Origin of the sequence: Burkholderia sp. Bp9143 (assembly GCF_003853645.1) — a bacterium.
GTDB lineage: Bacteria > Pseudomonadota > Gammaproteobacteria > Burkholderiales > Burkholderiaceae > Burkholderia.
In genome coordinates, this window is record NZ_QTPO01000023.1 from 75913 (window position 1) to 96196 (window position 20284).

24 protein-coding genes, 1 other RNA gene and 1 riboswitch are annotated in these 20284 nt (G+C 69.6%); of the genes, 13 read left to right on the plus strand and 12 right to left on the minus strand.

The genetic code is table 11. The features are described from left to right. Nucleotides 1-46 precede the first annotated feature (46 nt). Together panC and panD are read left to right on the plus strand one after the other, a co-directional pair. Entirely contained in the window at nt 47-886 is an 840-nt protein-coding gene (panC, locus tag DIE23_RS18790; RefSeq protein ID WP_124613507.1) for a pantoate--beta-alanine ligase, read from the plus strand. Nucleotides 887-927: 41 nt separating this feature from the next. Then, nucleotides 928-1314: an aspartate 1-decarboxylase gene (gene panD, locus DIE23_RS18795; RefSeq protein ID WP_006484038.1), complete on the plus strand. Its 387-nt coding sequence runs from the start codon at nt 928-930 to the stop codon at nt 1312-1314. A gap of 189 nt (nt 1315-1503) precedes the next feature. Here the strand turns inward: panD and DIE23_RS18800 are convergent, their stop codons facing one another. The 4 genes from DIE23_RS18800 to DIE23_RS18810 form a co-directional block, all read right to left on the minus strand. Next, a complete protein-coding gene (locus tag DIE23_RS18800) occupies nt 1504-2163 on the minus strand; it encodes a ParA family protein (RefSeq protein WP_124613508.1) in 660 nt (219 codons plus the stop codon). Between the two features lie 127 nt (nt 2164-2290). After that, a complete protein-coding gene (locus tag DIE23_RS18805; protein WP_124613509.1) occupies nt 2291-2704 on the minus strand; it encodes a DoxX family protein in 414 nt (137 codons plus the stop codon). A gap of 163 nt (nt 2705-2867) precedes the next feature. Beyond that, nucleotides 2868-3008, minus strand: coding sequence for a hypothetical protein (locus tag DIE23_RS39590; protein WP_185646490.1), 141 nt, complete (start codon nt 3006-3008; stop codon nt 2868-2870). A gap of 81 nt (nt 3009-3089) precedes the next feature. Beyond that, nucleotides 3090-4592, minus strand: coding sequence for a cobyric acid synthase (locus DIE23_RS18810; RefSeq protein WP_124613510.1), 1503 nt, complete (start codon nt 4590-4592; stop codon nt 3090-3092). A gap of 75 nt (nt 4593-4667) precedes the next feature. Between DIE23_RS18810 and cobU the strand changes: the two genes are divergently transcribed. Genes cobU through DIE23_RS18830 form a run of 4 tightly spaced genes read left to right on the plus strand, consistent with a single transcriptional unit; the run spans nt 4668 to nt 8086 of the window. Further along, nucleotides 4668-5228, plus strand: coding sequence for a bifunctional adenosylcobinamide kinase/adenosylcobinamide-phosphate guanylyltransferase (cobU, locus tag DIE23_RS18815; protein ID WP_124613511.1), 561 nt, complete (start codon nt 4668-4670; stop codon nt 5226-5228). Further along, complete coding sequence (gene cbiB / locus DIE23_RS18820; RefSeq protein ID WP_124613512.1) at nt 5222-6166, plus strand: adenosylcobinamide-phosphate synthase CbiB; 945 nt, start codon at nt 5222-5224, stop codon at nt 6164-6166. The genes cobU and cbiB overlap by 7 nt, the downstream gene beginning before the upstream one ends. Further along, nucleotides 6159-7178, plus strand: a complete 1020-nt coding sequence (gene cobD / locus DIE23_RS18825; RefSeq protein ID WP_124613513.1) for a threonine-phosphate decarboxylase CobD — start codon at nt 6159-6161, stop codon at nt 7176-7178. Before cbiB ends, cobD begins: the two co-directional genes overlap by 8 nt. After that, nucleotides 7175-8086, plus strand: coding sequence for a cobalamin-binding protein (locus DIE23_RS18830; protein ID WP_124613514.1), 912 nt, complete (start codon nt 7175-7177; stop codon nt 8084-8086). Before cobD ends, DIE23_RS18830 begins: the two co-directional genes overlap by 4 nt. 45 nt (nt 8087-8131) lie before the next feature. On the opposite strand, the gene cobC is transcribed toward DIE23_RS18830, so the two are convergent. The 6 genes from cobC to DIE23_RS18860 form a co-directional block, all read right to left on the minus strand. Beyond that, nucleotides 8132-8716, minus strand: a complete 585-nt coding sequence (gene cobC, locus DIE23_RS18835; protein WP_124613515.1) for an alpha-ribazole phosphatase — start codon at nt 8714-8716, stop codon at nt 8132-8134. Continuing rightward, on the minus strand, nt 8701-9477 hold the full coding sequence (locus DIE23_RS18840) for an adenosylcobinamide-GDP ribazoletransferase (protein WP_124613516.1): 777 nt from the start codon (nt 9475-9477) through the stop codon (nt 8701-8703). Before DIE23_RS18840 ends, cobC begins: the two co-directional genes overlap by 16 nt. Beyond that, the gene (gene cobT / locus DIE23_RS18845) at nt 9467-10522 is read right to left on the minus strand and encodes a nicotinate-nucleotide--dimethylbenzimidazole phosphoribosyltransferase (protein ID WP_124613517.1); all 1056 of its coding nucleotides are present in this window, start codon (nt 10520-10522) and stop codon (nt 9467-9469) included. Before cobT ends, DIE23_RS18840 begins: the two co-directional genes overlap by 11 nt. Nucleotides 10523-10574: 52 nt before the next feature. Next, complete coding sequence (locus DIE23_RS18850) at nt 10575-11387, minus strand: ABC transporter ATP-binding protein (protein ID WP_124613518.1); 813 nt, start codon at nt 11385-11387, stop codon at nt 10575-10577. Further along, nucleotides 11384-12382, minus strand: a complete 999-nt coding sequence (locus DIE23_RS18855) for an iron ABC transporter permease (RefSeq protein WP_124613519.1) — start codon at nt 12380-12382, stop codon at nt 11384-11386. The genes DIE23_RS18850 and DIE23_RS18855 overlap by 4 nt, the downstream gene beginning before the upstream one ends. 166 nt (nt 12383-12548) lie before the next feature. Continuing rightward, a complete protein-coding gene (locus DIE23_RS18860; protein ID WP_124613520.1) occupies nt 12549-13007 on the minus strand; it encodes a hypothetical protein in 459 nt (152 codons plus the stop codon). A 63-nt stretch (nt 13008-13070) separates the two neighbouring features. Then, nucleotides 13071-13324, minus strand: a riboswitch (cobalamin riboswitch). Nucleotides 13325-13467: 143 nt separating this feature from the next. On the opposite strand from DIE23_RS18860, the gene DIE23_RS18865 reads away from it, so the two are divergent. From DIE23_RS18865 to DIE23_RS18885, 5 genes are all read left to right on the plus strand, one after another. Continuing rightward, nucleotides 13468-13818 carry an ATPase gene (locus tag DIE23_RS18865; RefSeq protein ID WP_124613521.1) on the plus strand — a complete coding sequence of 117 codons (351 nt, stop codon included), beginning with the start codon at nt 13468-13470 and terminating at the stop codon, nt 13816-13818. After that, a complete protein-coding gene (locus tag DIE23_RS18870) occupies nt 13815-14129 on the plus strand; it encodes a cell division protein ZapA (protein ID WP_011885730.1) in 315 nt (104 codons plus the stop codon). The genes DIE23_RS18865 and DIE23_RS18870 overlap by 4 nt, the downstream gene beginning before the upstream one ends. Before the next feature lie 80 nt (nt 14130-14209). Beyond that, a non-coding RNA gene (gene ssrS / locus DIE23_RS18875) (6S RNA) lies at nt 14210-14391 on the plus strand. A gap of 69 nt (nt 14392-14460) precedes the next feature. Continuing rightward, nucleotides 14461-14922: an EVE domain-containing protein gene (locus DIE23_RS18880; RefSeq protein WP_124613522.1), complete on the plus strand. Its 462-nt coding sequence runs from the start codon at nt 14461-14463 to the stop codon at nt 14920-14922. Nucleotides 14923-15127: 205 nt separating this feature from the next. Beyond that, entirely contained in the window at nt 15128-15868 is a 741-nt protein-coding gene (locus DIE23_RS18885; protein ID WP_124613523.1) for an SIMPL domain-containing protein, read from the plus strand. Between the two features lie 167 nt (nt 15869-16035). Here DIE23_RS18885 and lgt read toward each other — a convergent pair whose 3' ends face one another. Beyond that, on the minus strand, nt 16036-16926 hold the full coding sequence (gene lgt, locus DIE23_RS18890; protein WP_124613524.1) for a prolipoprotein diacylglyceryl transferase: 891 nt from the start codon (nt 16924-16926) through the stop codon (nt 16036-16038). An 89-nt stretch (nt 16927-17015) separates the two neighbouring features. Then, nucleotides 17016-17933 (minus strand): LysR substrate-binding domain-containing protein, encoded by a 918-nt coding sequence (locus DIE23_RS18895; RefSeq protein ID WP_124613525.1) that lies wholly within the window; start codon nt 17931-17933, stop codon nt 17016-17018. Nucleotides 17934-18068: 135 nt separating this feature from the next. Between DIE23_RS18895 and ilvD the strand changes: the two genes are divergently transcribed. Further along, a complete protein-coding gene (gene ilvD / locus DIE23_RS18900; protein ID WP_124613526.1) occupies nt 18069-19742 on the plus strand; it encodes a dihydroxy-acid dehydratase in 1674 nt (557 codons plus the stop codon). Nucleotides 19743-19867: 125 nt separating this feature from the next. Further along, a complete protein-coding gene (locus DIE23_RS18905) occupies nt 19868-20197 on the plus strand; it encodes a c-type cytochrome (RefSeq protein ID WP_124613527.1) in 330 nt (109 codons plus the stop codon). Nucleotides 20198-20284 lie beyond the last annotated feature (87 nt).

The following is a 20284-nucleotide window of genomic DNA, read 5'->3' on the forward strand; positions in this document are numbered from 1 at the left end:
GCTGCGGCGCCAACGCGCGCATGCGCGAGGAACCCGCTACCCGATCATGAAAGTCATCAGCTCGATCCAGGAACTGCGCGACCAGTTGCGCGGACAGAACCGCACGGCGTTCGTGCCGACGATGGGCAACCTGCACGAAGGTCACCTGTCGCTGATGCGCCTCGCGCGCCAGCACGGCGACCCGGTCGTGGCGAGCATCTTCGTCAACCGGCTGCAGTTCGGCCCGAACGAGGATTTCGACAAATATCCGCGCACGCTGCAGGACGACATCGAGAAGCTGCAGAAGGACAACGTCTACGTGCTGTTCGCGCCGACGGAGCGCGACATGTATCCGGAGCCGCAGGAGTACCGCGTGCTGCCGCCCGACGACCTCGGCGGGATTCTCGAGGGCGAGTTCCGCCCCGGCTTCTTCGCCGGCGTGTGCACGGTCGTCACGAAGCTGATGTCCTGCGTGCAGCCGCGCGTCGCCGTGTTCGGCAAGAAGGATTACCAGCAGCTGATGATCGTGCGCCGCATGTGCCAGCAGCTCGCGCTGCCGGTCGAGATCATCGCGGCCGAGACCGTGCGTGACGAGGACGGCCTCGCGCTGTCGTCGCGAAACCGCTACCTGACGACCGACGAGCGCAAGGAAGCGCCCGAACTCGCGAAGACGCTGCAGCGCGTGCGCGACAGCGTGCTCGGCGGCGAACGCGACCTCGGCAAGCTCGAGCAGCACGCGCGCACGCACCTGGCCGAGCGCGGCTGGGCGCCCGACTACATTGCGATCCGCCGCCGCGCGAACCTGATCGCGCCGAGCGCCGCCGAACTCGAAGCCGGCGAGCCGCTCGTCGTGCTCGCCGCCGCGAAGCTCGGTGCCACGCGCCTGATCGACAACCTGGAAATCTGACGGGCCGCCCGCCCTCGCCTCTCACGCATCACGGAGATACCATGCAGCGCCACATGCTCAAATCGAAGATCCACCGCGCGGCCGTCACGCACTGCGAGCTGCACTACGAAGGCTCGTGCGCGATCGACGAAGACCTGCTCGAAGCGGCAGGCCTCATCGAAAACGAACGGATCGACATCTGGAACATCAACAACGGCGAGCGTTTCTCGACGTACGCGATCAAGGGCGAGCGCGGCAGCGGGATGATTTCGCTGAACGGCTCGGCCGCGCGCCGCGCGCAACTCGGCGACCTCGTGATCATCGCGGCGTTCGCGATGGTCGACGAAGCCGAACTGCAGGCCGGCTGGAAGCCGAAACTCGTGTTCATCGACGAAGGCAACAAGATCAAGGGCCACCGCGATCACGTGCCGACGCAGAACTGGACCTGATCCAAGCGGCCGCCGGCGTGTCGTGACACGCCGGATCGTTGCCGCGGCGCCCCGCGCGTCGTGAAGGCAGGCGTCGCGCAGCCGCATAAAACCCAAGGGCCTGATCCGGAGCGATGCCGGATCAGGCCCTTTGCCATTCACCCTGCGTTGCTCGATCGTGCCGGGCTTGCCCGGTTCGGCCTACGCGGGTCAGGACGCCTTGGCGATCTTCTCTACTTTCGGCGCACGGCGCTCGGCCCACTCGACGATTGGCCGCCACTGTTCGAGATCCTTCTCGACGCGGCTCTTCGCGACGTCCCACAGCGTCAGGCCGTGCGCGGCGATCTGCACGTAGTTCTGCGTGTCGCGCACGTAGCCGAGCACCGGCAGCCCGAGCCCTTCGACGAATCGGTGCAGCTGGTCGGACGAGCGCGTGCGCGCGTCGACCCGCATCCCGACGATCCCGACCTCGACGCTGCCCTTGCGCACGGCCTTCTCGCCGGCGAGACGCTCCAGAAACTGCTGGGTGGCGAGGATATCGAACATCGACGGCTGCAGCGGCACGATCACCTTGTCGGCGAGCTGCAGCGCGACGTTCAGCCGGGTGCCGTGCAGGCCGGCCGGCGTATCGATCACCGCATATTCGAGGCCGCGCGGCGGCTTCGACGGCGCGTCCGGATCGAGATCCCACGCCTCGATCGCCGGCAGGCCGGCCGGCCGCAGGTCGAGCCACGCATGCGCGGACTGCTGCCGGTCCAGATCGGCGAGCGCGACCCATGCACCCTGCGCCGCGAAATAGCCGGCAAGATTGGTGGACAGCGTGCTCTTCCCCACGCCGCCCTTCGGATTCGCCACCACGATGACCGTCATGAATTCCCCCGAAAAAGCCGTGCGGCGCCTGCCGCCGTGGCAGGCGCCGCTCGATTGCGGATACAGGGAGCGATGATATCGGCAAACGGGGTGTCACCGGAACGGGTTGCGCCGATGCCCGCCCTGTTTATGCGGTTCGCGTCGCGGCGCGCGGTGCGCCGAACGCGAACGCGCCGCCGCCCAGCAGCGCCTGCACGGCCAGCGTGACGGCCCAGAACGCCGGGTATTCCCAGCCGCCGTGCGGCGACCCGAAGCTCCAGCCGTTCGGCAGATGCGCGGACACCGCGCCGAGCATGAACGGCAGCAGCACGAGCGCGGCGATCCGCACGCGGAAGCCCGCGAGCAGCGCGAGGCCGCCGGCCAGCTCGACGAAGGTCGTCACATACGCGAGCCAGCCCGGCAGGCCGATCGACGCGAAGAACTGCGCGGTGCCGGGCAGCGTGAAGACGAACACCTTCTGCGCGACGTGCGCGAGGTACAGCACGCCGAGTGCGACGCGCAGCAGCGTCGCGCCGAGATCGTTCAGGCGATTGGGGTTCATGGCGAATTCCTTCGTGAGTGGATGAGGATGGATCGCACTCTATTCGAATCGATTCGACCAATAAATACGCGGGCTGGCTTTAATTGATTCCCACAAGGAACGAATGGAGTCGAAAAAAAGGGCATGACCGATCATGCCCCGATACCCGTACCCGCTGCGCACCTCAGCCGCCGCTTTTGCCTTGTGCGGCGTCGCCCGAGCCGGCCGGGCCGCCGCCCGGTGCATACGCGTCGCACGCGTGCGCAACCGCCGACGCGCCCAGCAGCGCCGCGAGCAGCACACTCAACCACCATCGAGCCTTCATCGTCGCGCTCCTTCCGGCGGACCTCCGCCCATCTGAGTTGTACGCGATCCTCCGCAAAATGCCAGGCCGGCACGCCGTGCGTCAGCGGAACTCGGCGTACAGCGCGCGCAGGTCGAGGTGCTCGGCGAACGAGTCGGCCAACCGCTCCAGCGATGCCTCGCGCAGCGCCGGATAGTCGATGCGCTCCGCGCCGTCGAGCCCCGCCCACGCGAGCAGCGCCGCGCACGCGTCGGGCGCGTCGAACAACCCGTGCACGTAGGTCGCGAGAATTTGCCCGTCGGCCGACAGTGCGCCGTCCGTGCGCACGCCGCCCGGTGCGTCGCCCGCCGCCAGTTCCAGCGCGGGCGCCGCGAGGGCGGGCCCGCGCGTGTCGCCCATGTGGATCTCGTAGCCTTGCACCGCGGCCGCGCCGGGCAGCGCGAGATGCCCGGTGACGTTCTTCAGCGTCTTGTCCGGTTGCAGCGTCGTGTCGAAATCGAGCAGCCCGAGCCCCGGCACGCTGCCGGGCGCGCCTTCGAGGCCAAGCGGATCGTCCAGCGCGCGGCCGAGCATCTGCATCCCGCCGCAGATGCCGATCACCTTGCCGCCGTAGCGCAGGTGCCGGCGGATCACCGCGTCCCAGCCCGCGTCGCGCAGCCACGCGAGATCGCGCTGCACGCTCTTCGAGCCGGGCAGGATCAGCAAGTCGGCGTCCGGCACCGGGCCGCTCTTCCAGTACGTGAATTCGACCTGCGGATGCGCACGCAGCGGGTCGAAATCGGTATGGTTGCTGATCCGCGGCAACGCGGGCACCACCACGCGCAGCACGCCGGCATCGCCGCGCGCGGCGGCGCTGCGCGCCTGCGACGGCAGCATGTCCTCGGCGTCGAGCATCAGCCCGTGCAGGTACGGCAGCACGCCGAACACCGGCTTGCCCGTCTGCGCGCGCAGCCAGTCGAGGCCCGGTTCGAGCAGCCTGATGTCGCCGCGAAAGCGGTTGATGACGAAGCCGCGCACGCGCGCGCGCTCGCTGTCCGACAGGCACGCGAGCGTGCCGACGAGATGCGCGAACACGCCGCCGCGGTCGATGTCGGCCACCAGCACGACCGGACAGTCCACGCGTTCGGCGAAGCCCATGTTCGCGATGTCGCCTTCGCGCAGGTTGATCTCGGCCGGGCTGCCCGCGCCCTCGACGAGCACCGTGTCGTAGCCGGCACGCAGCCGCGCGTACGACTCGAGCACCGCGTCGAACGCGACCGGCTTGTAGTCGTGGTACGCACGCGCATTGAGATTCACGCGCGCCTTGCCGTGAATGATCACCTGTGCGCCGCGATCGCTCGTCGGCTTCAGCAGCACCGGATTGAAATCGGTATGCGGCGCGACACCCGCGGCGAGCGCCTGCAGCGCCTGCGCGCGGCCGATCTCGCCGCCGTCCGCCGTCACCGCGCTGTTCAGCGCCATGTTCTGCGGCTTGAACGGCGCGACGCGCGCGCCCGCGCGGCGCGCGAGGCGGCACAGGCCCGCGACGAGCGTGCTCTTGCCCGCGTCGGACGTCGTGCCCTGGATCATCAAGGAGCCGCGCGGCTGCGGTTCGGGTGCGTTCATCGTATGCAAAGTCGTGGCGAGGCAAAGGCCGCATTATCGCCCGCATGCGGCCGCCCGCGCCGTTACAATCACGCGATGATTCCGCACGACCTCACCTTCGTCCTCGGCGGCGCGCGCTCGGGCAAGAGCGCGCACGCCGAGCGGCTCGCCGCCGACAGCGGCCGCCCCGTCACCTATATCGCGACCGCGGCCGTGACGGCCGCCGATGCCGAATTCGAACAGCGCATCGCGCATCACCGCGCGCGCCGGCCGGCCGACTGGGGCTTCGCCGACGCGCCCATCGACCTCCCCGGCACGCTCGCGCGGCTCGACGATCCGCACGCGTGCCTGCTCGTCGACTGCCTGACGCTCTGGCTCACGAACCTGCTGTGCCCGCTCGACGGCGAGCCACTCGACGATGCGCAGCACGCGGCGCAGGTCGAGCGGCTCGAGCAGGCATTGCGCGGCGCGCGCGCAAAGGTGATCGTCGTCAGCAACGAAATCGGGCTCGGCGTCGTGCCGCTCGGGTCGGTCACGCGCCGCTACGTCGACGAGCTCGGGCGCCTGAACCAGCGCATCGCCGCGCTCGCGACGCGCGTGACGCTGCTGGTCGCCGGGCTGCCGCTCGAGCTCAAGGCCGGAGCGACGTCATGCTGATGCTGTCGCTGCCGGTCGTCGCGATGCTCGCGGTCGCTGCCGCGATCGTCGATCGCATCGTCGGCGAACCGGCCGGCTGGCATCCGCTCGTCGCGTTCGGCCGGCTCGCCGCGCGCATCGAAGGCGCGCTGAACACGGGCCGGCGCGGCCGCGTGGTCGGCGTCGCCGCATGGGTCGCGGCGGTGGTGCCGCCGGTGGCCGTCGCCGCGTGGCTCGCGGCCGTGCTGCCCTGGCCGCTCGCAGCCGCGCTGCACGTCGCGCTGCTGTGGTTCGCGCTCGGCGCGAAGAGCCTCGCCGACCATGTCGCGCCAATCGCCGCCGCGTTGTTGCGGCACGACCTCGACGCCGCACGTGCGCTGACCGCGCGGATCGTGTCGCGCGACACGAGCGAAGCCGACGAAGGCGCGCTGTCGCGCGCGGCCGTCGAATCCGCGCTCGAGAACGGCAACGACGCGATCTTCGGCGCGCTCTTCTGGTTCGTCGTCGCGGGCGGCCCCGGCGCGCTGCTGTTCCGGCTCGCGAACACGCTCGACGCGATGTGGGGCTACCGCACGCCGCGCTTCCTGACCTTCGGCTGGGCCGCCGCGCGCCTTGACGACGCGCTCAACTGGATTCCCGCGCGCCTCACCGCCGCGAGCTATGCGCTGCTCGGCGACACGGCCGCCGCGTGGCGCTGCTGGCGCACGCAGGCGCGACACTGGGACAGCCCGAACGCAGGCCCCGTGATGGCCGCGGGCGCCGGCAGCCTGAACGTGCAGCTCGGCGGCCCGGCCGTCTATCACGGCGAAATCGAAGACCGTCCCGCGCTCGGCACCGGCGCGCCCGCGACGGCCGTGCACGTCGTCGCCGCGCTGTCGCTCGTCACGCGCACGCTTGCGCTGTGGCTCGCGCTGCTCGTCGCGAGCGGCGCACTCATCCTCGCTACCCATCATGTCTGACGCACGCATCCCGCACGGTGGCAACCTGCACGAAGCCGCGCGCCGCCACGGCATTCCGTACGACGCCTGGCTCGACCTGTCGACCGGCATCAATCCGGTCGGCTATCCGGTGCCGCCAGTCCCGGCCGACGCATGGCGCCGGCTGCCCGACGACGGCGACGCGCTCGCCGCGTGCGCCGCCGACTACTACGACGCGCCTGGTGCCGCACACGTGCTGCCGGTTGCCGGCAGCCAGGCCGCGATCCGTGCGTTGCCCGCGCTGCTGCCCAGCGGCGACGCCGGTGTCGCGGCGCTCGCGTATGGCGAATACGCGCCTGCCTTCGCGCGTCACGGGCATCGCGTCGTCCCGCTCGACATCGACGCGAACGTGTTGCCCGCGTCGCTGCGCCACGTCATCGTCGGGAATCCGAATAATCCGACTGCCGAGTTCGTTCCAACCGAACGGCTGCTCGGCTGGCATGCGCAGCTGTCGTCACGTGGCGGCACGCTGATCGTCGACGAGGCCTTCGCGGATACCGGCGCCACGCCATCGCTCGCGCAGTACACCGATCGCCCGGGTCTCATCGTGCTGCGCTCGGTCGGCAAGTTCTTCGGACTCGCCGGCATTCGTGCGGGTTTCGCGCTCGCGCATCCCGAGCGGATCGCCGCGCTGCGCGACATGCTCGGCGCGTGGACCGTCAGCGGCCCCGCGCGTCATGCGGTCGACGCCGCGTTCGCCGACCGCGCATGGCAGGCCGCCGCGCGCGCGCGGCTCGCGACCGACGGCGAACGCCTCGCCGCGCTCTTGCGCACGCACGGCTTCGCGGTGCACGCGACACCGCTGTTCAGCTGGACCGACGACCCGCGCGCCGCCGCGCTGCACGCGGCGCTCGCCGCGCACGGGATCTGGACGCGGTACTTCGCGCGACCGTCGAGCGTGCGCGTCGGCCTGCCGGGCAGCGAAGCCGAATGGCAGCGCGTCACCGATGCGCTCGCGCGGTGCGTCCCGACGCTGCAACGGGCATCCGCATGAGCGCCCGCCTGTTGCGCCGGCTGCCGGCGCTCGCGATGCTGGTCGCGCTCGCGCCCCTTGCTCACACCGACGTCACGACCCGCGACGATGCCGGCAATACCGTCACGCTGCCCGCACCGGCGCAACGCGTGATCAGCCTCGCGCCGCATGCGACCGAGCTGGTCTACGCGGCCGGCGGCGGCGCGAAGCTGGTCGGCACGGTCACGTACAGCGACTATCCGCCCGCCGCGCAGGCCGTGCCGCGCGTCGGCGACAACAAGGCGCTCGACCTCGAGCGGATCGCTGCGCTGAAGCCCGACCTGATCGTCGTCTGGCGCCACGGCAACGCCGAGCGGCAAACCGACGCGCTGCGCGCGCTGCACATTCCGCTGTTCTTCAGCGAACCGAAGCATCTCGACGACGTCGCGACGTCGTTGCGCCGGCTCGGCACGCTGCTCGGCACGGAGCCGGTCGCCGACGCGGCCGCGGCATCGTTCTCGCGCGATATCGCGGCGCTGCGCGCGCGTTACGCGGCGCGCCCGCCCGTCACGATGTTCTTCCAGGTATGGGACCGCCCGCTGACGACGCTCAACGGCGCGCATCTGTTCAACGACGTCATCACGCTGTGCGGCGGCCGTAACGTGTTCGCGGCGCTCAAGCCGCTCGCGCCGACCGTCACCGACGAGGCCGTGCTCGCGGCGAATCCGGAAGCGATCGTGACGACAAGTGCCGGCGCGACACGTTCGGACGCGCCACTGCCGAGCCTCGCACGCTGGCGTGCGTGGCCCGCGCTGACGGCCGTGGCGCATCACAACCTGTTCGCGATCGACGGCGATCTGCTGACGCGGCCGTCGCCGCGGATCGCGCAAGGCGCGGCCGCGCTGTGCGAGGATCTCGACGCCGCGCGGGCGCGGCGGCCGGCGCGCTGATGTCGGGCTTCGACGCCCTTCTGCACGTCAGACGCACGCGATCGCCTACCCGTCCCAGTGGACGACTTCCCACGTGCGGGCGGCATCCTCCGTCCGCAACCAGACGACGCCGCCCGTCGGCACCGGTCGTGACAGCAGCGTATCGAGCGGCACGCGCAACGCATGCGATGCGAATGCGCGAATCACGCCTGCGTGCGTGAGCGCCCATTGCGGTGCGTCGATCAGCGCGACCGCATCCTCGATCCGTGCGACACGCGCGGCGAACCGTGCGACGCTTTCGCCGCCGTGCGCGCACGCATGCATCAGGTCGGCCGCCCACGCATCGAGCGCGGCGCGATCGATATCGTCCCAGCGCTGCAGCTCCCACGCGCCGAAGTCCATTTCCTGCCAGCACACGTCGCCGCGCAGCGGCACGTCGAACGCCTGCGCGAGCCGTTCGGCGACCGACGCGCAACGCGTCAGCGGGCTCGTCCAGACCTGCTCGGGCAACGGCGCCCCGAGCGCCGCCAGACGCTCGCGCACGGCCTGCGCGCCCGCGTCGGCCGATGCGGCGAGCGGCACGTCGCTGCGTCCGTAGCACACGCCCGGCTCGACATCGACGGCCGGATGGCGAATCAGGACGAGGTCCATCCGAGCACCACGAGATAGATCGCCAACTCGCTCAACTGCTGCGCGAAGCCAAGACAGTCGCCCGTATAACCGCCGATCCGCCTCACGAAATAGCGGGCCGCCCATGCGCGCACGAGCACGAGCGCGACGAAGGCCGCGGCGCCCGCGCGCCAGTCCGGCCAGAACAGCCACGGCAGCCCGAATGCGGCCGCGACCCAGGCCGCGCGTGCACCCATGCGCTGCGCGACCGGTTTCGCCTTGCCTTCCGGCCGGACGTAGTCGAGCGACATCAGCAAGCTCACGGCCCCCGCGCGGCTCGCCGCATGCGCGGCGATCATCGTCCACGCGGCGCGCAGCGGCGGCATGGCCGCGAGCGCCTGCCATTTCAGGCCGAGCGCGATCACGAGCGCGACCGCGCCGAACGTGCCGATTCGCGAATCGTGCATGATGCGCAGCACATCGTCGCGCGCATAGCCGCCGCCGAACGCATCGCAGCTGTCGGCGAGACCGTCCTCGTGGAACGCGCCGGTCGCGAGCAGCGTCGCGGCCATCGACAGCCCGACCGCGATCGACGCGGGCAGCACGCGCAGCGCCGCGAGATAGACGAGCGCGCCCCACGCGCCGACGCATGCGCCGACCAGCGGGAAGTAACGCGCGGCCTGGTCGAGATCGCCGGCCGCGTAGCCGATCGCACGCGGTACCGGCACGCGCGTGAAATAGCCGAGCGCGACGAAGAAGTAGCGCAGTTCGGCGCCTACGCCGCGCGCGCGCTCAGGCGTCACGATCGTCGACGCCCGCGGATTCGAAGCTCGCCATCTCGGTGAGGAACGCGGCCGCCGCGCGCACCAGCGGCAGCGCGAGCGCGGCACCCGTGCCTTCGCCGAGCCGCAGGTCAAGCGCGAGCAGCGGCTTCGCGCCGAAATGCTCGAGCATGCGCCGGTGCCCGGCCTCATGCGACGTATGCGAGAACACGCAGTAGTCGCGTACACCGGGCGCGATGCGCTCGGCGACCAGCAGTGCGGCCGTCGCGATGAAGCCGTCGACGAGGATCGTCATCCGCTCGCTCGCGGCCGCGAGATACGCGCCGGTCATCATCGCGATCTCGAAGCCGCCGAACGTCGCGAGCACGTCGAGCGGCGCGATCGCATGCGAATGCCGGACGAGCGCGCGGCCGAGCACCGCGCGCTTGTGCGCGAGCCCCTGGTCGTCGAGGCCCGTGCCGCGCCCGACGCACGCATCGATCGGCACGTCGAGCAGACGGCTCATCAGGCACGCGGCCGACGACGTGTTCGCGATCCCCATTTCGCCGAAGCCGATCACGTTCGTGCCGAGCGATGCGTGCAGACGCACGCGCGCGGCACCCGCGGCGAGCGCCGTCATCACTTCGTCGCTCGTCATCGCGGCTTCGACCGCAAAGTTGCGCGTGCCGCGCGCGACCGGCAGCGACACGAGCCGGTCGGACACCGGCAGCGGCGACGCGACGCCCGCATCGACAATCTCGAGCACGCTCTGCGCGACGCTCGAGAACGCATTGATCGCCGCGCCGCCGGCCAGGAAGTTCGCGACCATCTGCGCGGTGACCGCTTGCGGATAAGGGCTCACGCCCTCGGCCGCGATCCCGTGGTCGCCGGCGAACACGATCGTCACGGGACGCTGCACGTGCGGCCGCTCGGTGCGCTGGATCAGGCCGATCTGCAGCGCGATCGCCTCGAGCTGGCCGAGACTGCCGGGCGGCTTGGTCTTGTGATCGATCACATGCTGCAGGCGCGTGCGCAATGTGTCGTCGAGCGGCGCGATCGCGGGAGGGAAGTCGGTCGGGTTCGTCATCGGAAGGTTGCCTCGTTGGCGCGGCCGGTGCCGCGTATCGAAAGTAGGAAGTTCATCGTCGCTCGGGCCACGCGGGCAGCAGCGCGTCGCGGCCGTTCTCGCGGATCAGCACGAGCGGATAGCCGAACGCATCGCTCGCGCGCGTCGGCGTCAGCACATCGTGCACGGGACCCGCCCACGCATGGCCGCGGCCGTCGAGCAACAGCGCGTGCGTCGCGAAACGCCGCGCGAGGTTCAGGTCGTGACACGAGAACAGCACCGTGCGCGGGCCCGCGTCGAGCCACGCGCTCAGCGCGGTCAGGCCATCGATCTGGTGATGCAGGTCAAGATGGGCGAGCGGTTCGTCGAGCAGCATCAGCGGCGCGTCCTGGCACAGCGTCGCGGCCAGCGCGACACGCTGCCGCTCGCCGCCCGACAGCGACAGCACGTCGCGCGACGCGAGCGCGCTCAGCCCGAACGTCGCGAGCGCGTCACGCGCGGCCGCGCGGTCTCCATCGCGCTCCCAGCCCCAGCCGCCGAGATACGGAAAGCGGTTGAGCAGCACCGTGTCGAATACCGTCGCGCTGAACGCGTCGTGCAATTGTTGCGGCATCAGTGCGCGGCGCCGTGCGAGCCGTTCGGGCGGCCACGCGGCGAGCGACCGGCCATCGATCTCGACCTGGCCGCCGGCCGGCCGCTGCAGGCCCGCGAGCGTCGCGAGCAGCGTCGTCTTGCCTGCGCCGTTCGGTCCTGCAACGCACCAGATCTCGCCGGGCCGGAACGCCTGCGTGAATCCGTCGAGCAGCGTCCGTGCGCCGGCCTTCAGCGTGAGAGCGACCGCCGCGCAAACCATGTCGCCGGCGGTATACGGTACGGTGTTTGTCATCGCATCGGTCTCCTCAGCAACATCCACAGGAATACCGGCACGCCGATCAACGCGGTCATCACGCCGACCGGCAATTGCGCGGGCGCGATCGCGGTGCGCGCGAGCAGGTCGGCCGCCATCACGCCGCCGCCGCCCGCGAGCATCGCGGCGGGCAGCAGCATGCGCTGGTCGTTGCCGAATGCGAGCCGCAGCGCGTGCGGCACGACGAGGCCGACGAAACCGATCGTGCCGGCCGTCGTCACCGCGGCCGCGGCGGCCAGCGACGCGACGAGATAGATCCGCATGCGCAGTCGCGCGACCGGCACGCCGAGCGCGAGCGCGGTCGCGTCGCCGCGCAGCAGCACGTTGAGCTGCGGGGCGGCCGGCAGCGCGACGCATGCGGCCAGCAGCAGCGCGCCCCATGCGAACCACGGCGCCGTCACCCCGTTCAGGTCACCCGTCAGCCAGAAGATGATGCCGCGTAATCGCGCATCGGGCGCGAGCGACAGCAGCAGCGTGACGAGCGCGCCCCACCCGGCCGCGATCACGACACCCGTGAGCAGCAGCCGCGGCGACGCATCGCGTGAGTCGCCGCGCCACAGCTCGCGGCGAGCCAGCCCGAGCACGAGCGCGACCGACACGAGCGCGCCGGCGAACGCGGCCGCATCGACGAGCCACCACGCGGCGCCCGCGATCATCGCGACGAGCGCGAAGCCGGCCGCGCCGCCGGATACGCCGAGCACGTACGGCTCCGCGAGCGGATTGCGCAACAGCACCTGCAGCAGCGCTCCGGCCAGCGCAAGCAGCGCGCCGCATGCGAAGCCCGCGAGCGCACGCGGCAGCCGCAGCGTGCGCACGATGTCGGCGAACAGCGCATCGCCGCCGTGCGGCACGAGCGACGCGAGCGCCTGCCACGGCGACATCGGCACGCTGCCGATCGACAGCGACGCGACGAACAGCAACGCGACCACGGCCGCGAGCACGGCCCAGATCGCGGCGGCACGCGCGGCGCTCATGCGACGCACGGCATCGCGCATGACGCGCGACGCCTCCGCTGACCGTCGTTGCCGGCCGGGCGCGACACAGGCGTCGCGCTCCGGCGTGTTGTGGGCATACGCAAGCTCGTCATCCTTGTCGGACAGGTTGTTGATGCGTGCACGGACGAACCGTGACCCGGTGATGTCATCGCGCCCACAGCTCGGCCCCCAAGCGCGGCAACATGCGCGATTCACGGCCAGCGACACAACATGCCGCGCGCGACGCTCGGCCGCCGGATTCCGCGTGTCGCCGATCGCGTCCCGCAACGCGGCGGCCGGCCGAGCGTCCGTCGCGCCGAGGTAACACGATCGCGATCCGTCGAGCCGCACCGTCGCGCGGCCGACATTCTGCGCAATATAGTGGAAGCCGCCGCATCGGGTCGATCGGCATCGCGGCTGCGTCGCCGTCAAGCACGATCGGCGCGGCAACCGCGACGTCCGGCGGCAAGGGGGTATGGTTGCGCCGCGCGACAGGTTGCGGCGCCGCGACGACCTGCGTCGTCGCCGATCCGGACGAATCGGCGTCCGCCGCAGTCTGCGCGATGGCGGCACGCGACATTCCGCGGCGTGCGCCGGACGCCGTGCGGACGATTGGGGTCAGCATCGAAGACAAGTCCCGTGAAGCACTGCGCGCCCCGCTTCCCCGCAGGCCGCGCGTCATGAAGCCGTACAGGCTCCTCGCCTCGGCCGGTATCCGGGCTGGCGGCGTACCGGCTCGCCTTCCCGCGCGTGTCGTGCGCAGTGGCCCGCGCCCGCGTGCGACCTGCTCGCGAAACGCGCCCGAGCCGGCCTGCGTCATGCGACGCGGCCGCTTACCGTTGCGGGGGCAGCGCAGGTTGGCGATCTCCGGGCGGAGCGCGCGTCCTGCTTCCCGTTTAACCGCGCGACGCACGCGCGAGCACCGAGGCCGCGCCAGTTTAGGAGCGGGCCGCGCGAGCGTCAAGAAAGCGGCCGGACCCGTGTATTCGCGGCAAGAAGCCGGGGTGTTACGACTGGAAACGTTACAGATGTCGGAATGCGCGTTATTCCGCGCTAAAATGCTGGGTCTTTAGAGGACGCAGCAAATGCTCAACGAACTCGAAACCTTATCTCAAAATATTGGCCGTCTGATCTCGCTGAACAAGCGCTATCACTCGGAACGGCTCGCGCTCGAGGAGCAGGTCGCGCAAATGCGCGCGGAAGCGGACACGGTCCGCACGGAACTTGCGCAACTGCGCGACGAACGCAATGCGCTCGCGGCCGAGCGCGACACGCTGTCGGCAAAGATCGACGACGCCCAGGTCAAACTGAACGCGATTCTCGAAAAGCTGCCGCGCACGAAGAGTGCGGAGCAAGCCGACAACCAGCTCGACCTGCTGGATGCGCAGGCGCGCCCGGATAGCGACGACGCGGCCAGCCACGGAGAACATGCATGAGCACCAAGCAGATCGAAGTCTCGATTCTCGGTCAGCCCTATCGGCTCGCCTGTTCGGCCGAGACCGAAGCGGCGCTGCTCGAGGCCGTCGCGCGCGTCGACGCCGAAATGTCGAAGATCCGCGCGAACAGCTCGGTGCGCGGCACCGACCGCATCGCGGTGATGGCGGCGCTGTCGCTCGCATCCGAATTGCTGCGGCTGCAAACGAGCGTGCGGCATGGTGAAGCATTTCCGGCGGAGGAAATCCGTCGTACAATGCACCAGATGAACGAACAGCTCGGCGCGGTGCTCGCACAGCACGAGACGCAGTAACGTTTGATCGATGCGTCGATTCCCCTTGATCTCGGCGATCAACGGTGGTCAAATTGGCGCAACGAAACACAGTTCAGTCAGCTTCCCTGCCTGGTTCGCCAAGGTCATATATTCCTTGAACCAATGCCATGTGCACGGTTGCGGAAATTTGTAGCACGGGCGCGCGCGTCACTCTGTCTGATGTACCCGAAGTGCTGCTAACTGCGACCAATTCTGAACCCCAGGTTCAGGATGCCGGCCTAGCGGCCAAGGCGGGGGCCTATTCAACGGCATCGGGAAGTCCCGATGCCGTTTCCTTTTGTAGCAGCCCTTTCTGCGTCGATCACGATCCATGCAATACTGGCTGATGAAGTCCGAACCGGACGAAGCAAGCATCGACGATCTCGCGCACGCGCCGCAGCACTCGCTGCCGTGGACCGGCGTGCGCAACTATCAGGCGCGCAATTTCATGCGCGACACGATGAAGATCGGCGACGGCGTACTGTTCTATCACTCGAGCTGCCCCGAGCCGGGCATTGCGGGCCTCGCCGAAGTCTCGTCCACGCCCTACCCCGACCCCACCCAGTTCGATCCGAAAAGCCCGTATTACGATCCGAAGTCGACGCAGGAAGCACCGCGCTGGCTGCTCGTCGACGTGCGCTTCGTGAAGAAGTCACCGCTCGTGCCGCTCGCCGCGCTGCGCGATCACGACGAACTCGCCGACATGCGCGTGCTCGCACGCGGCAACCGGCTGTCGATCACGCCCGTCACGCGTGCCGAGTGGCGCTTCATCACCGAAAGGCTGATGAAGTAGGCACACGCAGTAGGCGCACGGCAAACACACGCCAAAGGTCAATTCCGGTCAACACGCGCCACCACCACGGAACTCGCGGCGTGTTCGTGCAGCCTAAGCAACCGCTGTCGCCCGATCGGGCCGACGGCCGTTTTTTTCGTCGCGCGGTGCCCCCGCGTCGCGCACGCGTGATCCGCATGCGCGCCCTCGCACAAGGAGTCCAACAATGACCAAGAAATCCGCCCTCGCGCTGTCGCTCGCGCTCGCCGCCGCCGTGCCCGTCGCGCTGACGCTCGCGTCGCCGGCTGCGCACGCGCAGGCCGCGAACCCGCACTTTCCGGAGCCGGCGGGCGTGCTGTCGCTGTCGTCGCAGGCCAGCGCCGATGTGCCGCAGGACATCATCCACATCACGCTGTTCTACGAACAGCAAGCGAAGGACCCGGGCAGCCTGACGTCCGCGCTGAACCAGCGCGCCGACGCGGCGCTCGCGCAGACGAAGGGCGTGTCGGGCGTCACCGCGCACACCGGTGCATTCTCCGTGTATCCGAGCACCGATCGCGACGGCAGGATCTCCGCGTGGCGCGGTCGAACCGAAGTCGTGCTCGAATCGCGCGATTTCGCGGCGGCGTCGAAGCTCGCGGGTCAGCTGTCGAACCAGATGCAGGTCGCGAACGTCGAGTTCTCGCTGTCGCCCGAAGCGCAGCGCGCGGCCGAGCAGAAGCTCACGACCGATGCGATCAAGTCGTTCCGCGCACGCGCAGACGAAGCCGCGAAGGCCTTCGGCTACAGCAGCTACTCGATCCGCGACGTGAACGTCGGCGGCAGCCGCAACGTGCAGCCGTATCCGCGCGTGATGGCGATGGCCGCCGCACCGATGGACAGCGCGAAGATGAGCGCGCCGATCTCGGTCGAAGGCGGCAAGGCGACCGTGTCGGTCACGGTCAACGGCTCGGTGCAGATGAAGTAACGCGCATCGCGCAACGCGCGGCAGATGCGAAAACGCCGGCCCTCGGGCCGGCGTTTTTCGTTTGAGACGCAGCGATCGATGCGCACGCCGATCGTGCGCGCCCGCATCGCGTCATGCGTCATGCGTCACACGGCTCGTGCATGACGCAACCGCATGACGCAGCAACATCACGCAGCCGCATTCGCCGCGCGGCGTCGATACGCCCACACCAGCAGCGCGATGCCCGCGAGAATCATCGGCAGCGACAGCCATTGCCCCATCGACAGGCCGAGCGCGAGCAGGCCGAGGAAGTCGTCCGGTTCGCGCGCGAATTCGACCGTGAAGCGTGCGAGCCCGTAGCCGATCAGGAACAGCGCGGATATCGCGCCCATCGGCCGCGGCTTGCGCGAAAAGAAGAACAGCACGAAGAACAGCGCAATGCCTTCGAGCGCGATTTCATAAAGCTGCGAAGGATGGCGCGGCAGCATCTGGTACTGCATGAACACATCGGCCAGATGCCACTTCTCGACGAGCGCCGGATGCTTCGGCAGCCATGCCGCGTCGTCGCGCATCGCGCCCGGGAACAGCATCGCCCACGGCGCACCCGGATCGGTCACGCGGCCCCACAGCTCGCCGTTGATGAAGTTGCCGAGTCGCCCGGCCGCGAGCCCCGTCGGCACCATCGGCGCGACGAAATCGGTGACCTGCAGCCAGTGACGCTTGCGCTGCCACGCGAAGAGCGCCATCGCGAGGGTCACGCCGAGGAAGCCGCCGTGGAACGACATCCCGCCTTCCCAGACCTTGAACACGTCGAGCGGATGCGAGAAGTAGAAGTCGGCCTTGTAGAACATCACGTAGCCGAGCCGGCCGCCGAGCACGGTGCCGAGCACGCCGTAGAACATCATGTCGTCGATGTCCTTCGCGGTCCAGCCCTGCGCCGCGACGTACGGCAGCTTCAGGCGGATCCGGCCGACGACGATCGCCGCGATGAAGCCGACGAGATACATGAGGCCGTACCAGCGCACGGCCAGCGGCCCGAGATGGATCGCTACGGGGTCGAAATTCGGGTGAATGATCATGGGTTAGCGATGAAGTTTTCGAATGCGGTACGGCGCTCGCACCAGCGTCGCACCGCGCATTGGACGGCGCCGGCGCGCCATCGTTCGCATCACGTGGCGAGCCCCTGCGCGCGCACGACGTCGATGAAGCCGGCGAGCACGGGGCTGACATCGCCCGCGCGCCACACGAGGCCCGTCTCGACGACCGGCGCATCGCCGGCGAGCGGCCGGTAGACCACACCGGTGCGCCGCAGGTTACGCAACGACTGCGGCACCAGTGCGACGCCCATGCCGGCCGACACGAGGCTGACGATCGTCTGCATCTGGATCGCCTCCTGGCCGATGCGCGGGGTCTCCCCCGCCGCGCCGTAGCAGCCCGTAATGATGTCATAAAAGCCGGGCGCCAAACGACGCGGGAAGATCACGAGCGGCAGCGCAGCCAGGTCGGCCAGATGCACGGGTTCGTCTTCGGGCACGCCGGGCGCCGCGTCCGCCGACATCGCGACCACCAGCGGCTCGCGCACGACCGGCAGGTACGACAGCCCGGCCGCGTGACGCGGCGGCACCGGCGGAATCACGAGCCCCGCATCGATGCGGCCCGCGACGAGTTCGTCGATCTGCACGTCGCTCGTCGCCTCCGTGAGTTGCAGCCGCACCTGCGGATAGCGTGCGCCGAACGCGCGCAGCAACGACGGCAGCAGCCCGTAGTCGGCGGTCGACACGAACGCGAGCGACAACGAACCGGCTTCGCCGCGCGCGAGGCGGCGCGCGAGCGGCGGCAGCGCATCGGCCGACGCGAGCAGCCGGCGTACGTCGGGCAGCAGCGCCGCACCCACCGCCGTCAGTGCGACCGAGCGCTTGGTACGCGCGAACAGCGCGACACCGAGCGCGTCCTCGAGCGCCCGGATCGCCTGCGACAGCGGCGGCTGCGTCATCGACAGGCGCTCGGCCGCGCGGCCGAAATGGCGCTCGTCGGCAACGGTCACGAAATAGCGCCACTGGCGCAAGTCGGGTGTCGGGTCGGCCATGCCTCACTCATTCGCAAAACGACTTAATAAGCGACAAATAATATATTGGACATCCCAAATCGGAAACGCCATTCTTGATTGATCCGAACCGGCACGCCGTTCGCGGGCGTCGCCAACACAACGATGGAGTCCCCCATGCCGTACAACCGTCGCTCGAAGCACATCACGCAAGGCGTGGCCCGTTCGCCGAACCGCTCGATGTATTACGCCCTCGGCTACCAGAAGGACGATTTCGACAAGCCGATGATCGGCATCGCGAACGGTCACTCGACGATCACGCCCTGCAACTCCGGCCTGCAGCGGCTGTCGGACGCGGCCGTCGCGGCGGTGAAGGCGGCGGATGCGAACCCGCAGATCTTCGGCACGCCGACGATCTCGGACGGCATGTCGATGGGCACCGAGGGGATGAAGTACTCGCTGGTGTCGCGCGAGGTGATCGCCGACTGCATCGAGACCTGCGTACAGGGCCAATGGATGGACGGCGTGGTGGTGGTCGGCGGCTGCGACAAGAACATGCCGGGCGGGATGATCGCGCTCGCGCGCCTGAACGTGCCGGGCATCTACGTGTACGGCGGCACGATCCGCCCCGGCCACTGGAAGGGCCGCGACCTGACGATCGTGTCGTCGTTCGAGGCGGTCGGCGAGTTCACCGCGGGCCGGATGTCGCAGGAGGATTTCGAAGGCGTCGAGCAGAACGCGTGCCCGACGTCGGGGTCGTGTGGCGGGATGTACACCGCGAACACGATGAGCTCGTCGTTCGAGGCGCTCGGCATGTCGCTGATGTACTCGTCGACGATGGCGAACCCCGATCAGGAGAAGGTCGATTCGGCCGCCGAATCGGCGCGCGTGCTGGTCGAGGCCGTAAAGCGCGACCTGAAGCCGCGCGACATCATCACCAAGGAATCGATCGAGAACGCGGTGTCGCTGATCATGGCGACCGGCGGCTCGACCAACGCGGTGCTGCACTATCTCGCGATCGCGCACGCGGCAGAGGTCGACTGGACGATCGACGACTTCGAGCGCATCCGCAAGCGCGTGCCGGTGATCTGCGACCTGAAACCATCGGGCCAGTACGTCGCGACCGACCTGCACCAGGCCGGCGGCATCCCGCAGGTGCTGCGGATCCTGCTCGATGCGGGGCTGCTGCACGGCGACTGCATGACGATCACCGGCCGCACGATCGCCGAGGAGCTGAAGGACGTGCCGGGCGTGCCGCGCGCGGACCAGAAGGTGATCTTCCCGATCGATCGCGCGCTGTACAAGGCAGGCCATCTCGCGATCCTGAAGGGCAACCTCGCGGAAGACGGCGCGGTCGCGAAGATCACCGGCCTGAAGAACCCGGTGATCACGGGTCCGGCGCGCGTGTTCGACGACGAGCAAAGCGCGATGGACGCGATCCTCGGCGACCGGATCCGCGCGGGCGACGTGCTGGTGCTGCGCTATCTCGGTCCGCAGGGCGGCCCCGGCATGCCGGAAATGCTCGCGCCGACGTCGGCGATCATCGGCAAGGGGCTCGGCGAATCGGTCGGTTTCATCACGGACGGCCGCTTCTCGGGCGGCACCTGGGGAATGGTGGTCGGCCACGTGGCACCCGAGGCGTTCGTCGGCGGCACGATCGCGCTCGTGCAGGAAGGCGACTCGATCACGATCGATGCGCACCGGCTGGTGCTGCAGCTGAACGTCGACGACGCGGAGCTCGCGCGCCGGCGCGCCGCGTGGAAGCAGCCGGCACCGCGCTACACGCGCGGCGTGCTCGCCAAGTACGCGGCCCTCGCCCGCCCGGCGAACAAGGGCGCCGTCACCGGCTGATGCGGCGCGCGAGGCATGCGACCCCATTGCCGGCGGCCGCCGGGGAAACGCCTAAAACGCGCTTCCCCTTTGCTCTTATAATGCGCGGATCGTGAAGCCGGCCGTCCCCGCCGGCGGAGAACCGCATGAAACAGACGATATCGCGCGCACTGCTCGTGGCACTGCTGACCGGCAGCACGGCGGCGGCACACGCCGACCAGGCCGGCGACGGGCTCGTGCTCGCGCAGCGCAAGAACTGCATGGCCTGCCATGCGGTCAGCAAGCCGCTGATGGGCCCGTCGTTCCACGATATCGCCGGCAAGTACGCGGCGCGCGCCGACGCGGCCGACTACCTCGCGCAATCGATCGTGAAGGGCAGCGTCGGGGTGTGGGGCAGCGTGCCGATGCCCGCCAATACGCAACTGACGAGCGTCGAAGCGCACACACTCGCGCAGTGGGTGCTGTCGCTGCACTGAAGCGGAAGACCGGGCGCGTGCACGCGCGCCGCGCATTGCGTCGGGCACCGTTCCACGCTTCTCGTCGTCGTAACCGGGGCGGCGTTC

Excerpts from the sequence above, each read along its gene's own strand:
- panC (WP_124613507.1), top strand. The coding sequence starts at position 47 with ATGAAAGTCATCAGCTCGATCCAGGAACTGCGCGACCAGTTGCGCGGA.
- panD (WP_006484038.1), top strand. The coding sequence starts at position 928 with ATGCAGCGCCACATGCTCAAATCGAAGATCCACCGCGCGGCCGTCACG.
- DIE23_RS18800 (WP_124613508.1), bottom strand. The coding sequence starts at position 2,163 with ATGACGGTCATCGTGGTGGCGAATCCGAAGGGCGGCGTGGGGAAGAGC.
- DIE23_RS18805 (WP_124613509.1), bottom strand. The coding sequence starts at position 2,704 with ATGAACCCCAATCGCCTGAACGATCTCGGCGCGACGCTGCTGCGCGTC.
- DIE23_RS39590 (WP_185646490.1), bottom strand. The coding sequence starts at position 3,008 with ATGAAGGCTCGATGGTGGTTGAGTGTGCTGCTCGCGGCGCTGCTGGGC.
- DIE23_RS18810 (WP_124613510.1), bottom strand. The coding sequence starts at position 4,592 with ATGAACGCACCCGAACCGCAGCCGCGCGGCTCCTTGATGATCCAGGGC.
- cobU (WP_124613511.1), top strand. The coding sequence starts at position 4,668 with ATGATTCCGCACGACCTCACCTTCGTCCTCGGCGGCGCGCGCTCGGGC.
- cbiB (WP_124613512.1), top strand. The coding sequence starts at position 5,222 with ATGCTGATGCTGTCGCTGCCGGTCGTCGCGATGCTCGCGGTCGCTGCC.
- cobD (WP_124613513.1), top strand. The coding sequence starts at position 6,159 with ATGTCTGACGCACGCATCCCGCACGGTGGCAACCTGCACGAAGCCGCG.
- DIE23_RS18830 (WP_124613514.1), top strand. The coding sequence starts at position 7,175 with ATGAGCGCCCGCCTGTTGCGCCGGCTGCCGGCGCTCGCGATGCTGGTC.
- cobC (WP_124613515.1), bottom strand. The coding sequence starts at position 8,716 with ATGGACCTCGTCCTGATTCGCCATCCGGCCGTCGATGTCGAGCCGGGC.
- cobT (WP_124613517.1), bottom strand. The coding sequence starts at position 10,522 with ATGACGAACCCGACCGACTTCCCTCCCGCGATCGCGCCGCTCGACGAC.
- DIE23_RS18850 (WP_124613518.1), bottom strand. The coding sequence starts at position 11,387 with ATGACAAACACCGTACCGTATACCGCCGGCGACATGGTTTGCGCGGCG.
- DIE23_RS18855 (WP_124613519.1), bottom strand. The coding sequence starts at position 12,382 with ATGAGCGCCGCGCGTGCCGCCGCGATCTGGGCCGTGCTCGCGGCCGTG.
- DIE23_RS18860 (WP_124613520.1), bottom strand. The coding sequence starts at position 13,007 with ATGCTGACCCCAATCGTCCGCACGGCGTCCGGCGCACGCCGCGGAATG.
- DIE23_RS18865 (WP_124613521.1), top strand. The coding sequence starts at position 13,468 with ATGCTCAACGAACTCGAAACCTTATCTCAAAATATTGGCCGTCTGATC.
- DIE23_RS18870 (WP_011885730.1), top strand. The coding sequence starts at position 13,815 with ATGAGCACCAAGCAGATCGAAGTCTCGATTCTCGGTCAGCCCTATCGG.
- DIE23_RS18880 (WP_124613522.1), top strand. The coding sequence starts at position 14,461 with ATGCAATACTGGCTGATGAAGTCCGAACCGGACGAAGCAAGCATCGAC.
- DIE23_RS18885 (WP_124613523.1), top strand. The coding sequence starts at position 15,128 with ATGACCAAGAAATCCGCCCTCGCGCTGTCGCTCGCGCTCGCCGCCGCC.
- lgt (WP_124613524.1), bottom strand. The coding sequence starts at position 16,926 with ATGATCATTCACCCGAATTTCGACCCCGTAGCGATCCATCTCGGGCCG.
- DIE23_RS18895 (WP_124613525.1), bottom strand. The coding sequence starts at position 17,933 with ATGGCCGACCCGACACCCGACTTGCGCCAGTGGCGCTATTTCGTGACC.
- ilvD (WP_124613526.1), top strand. The coding sequence starts at position 18,069 with ATGCCGTACAACCGTCGCTCGAAGCACATCACGCAAGGCGTGGCCCGT.
- DIE23_RS18905 (WP_124613527.1), top strand. The coding sequence starts at position 19,868 with ATGAAACAGACGATATCGCGCGCACTGCTCGTGGCACTGCTGACCGGC.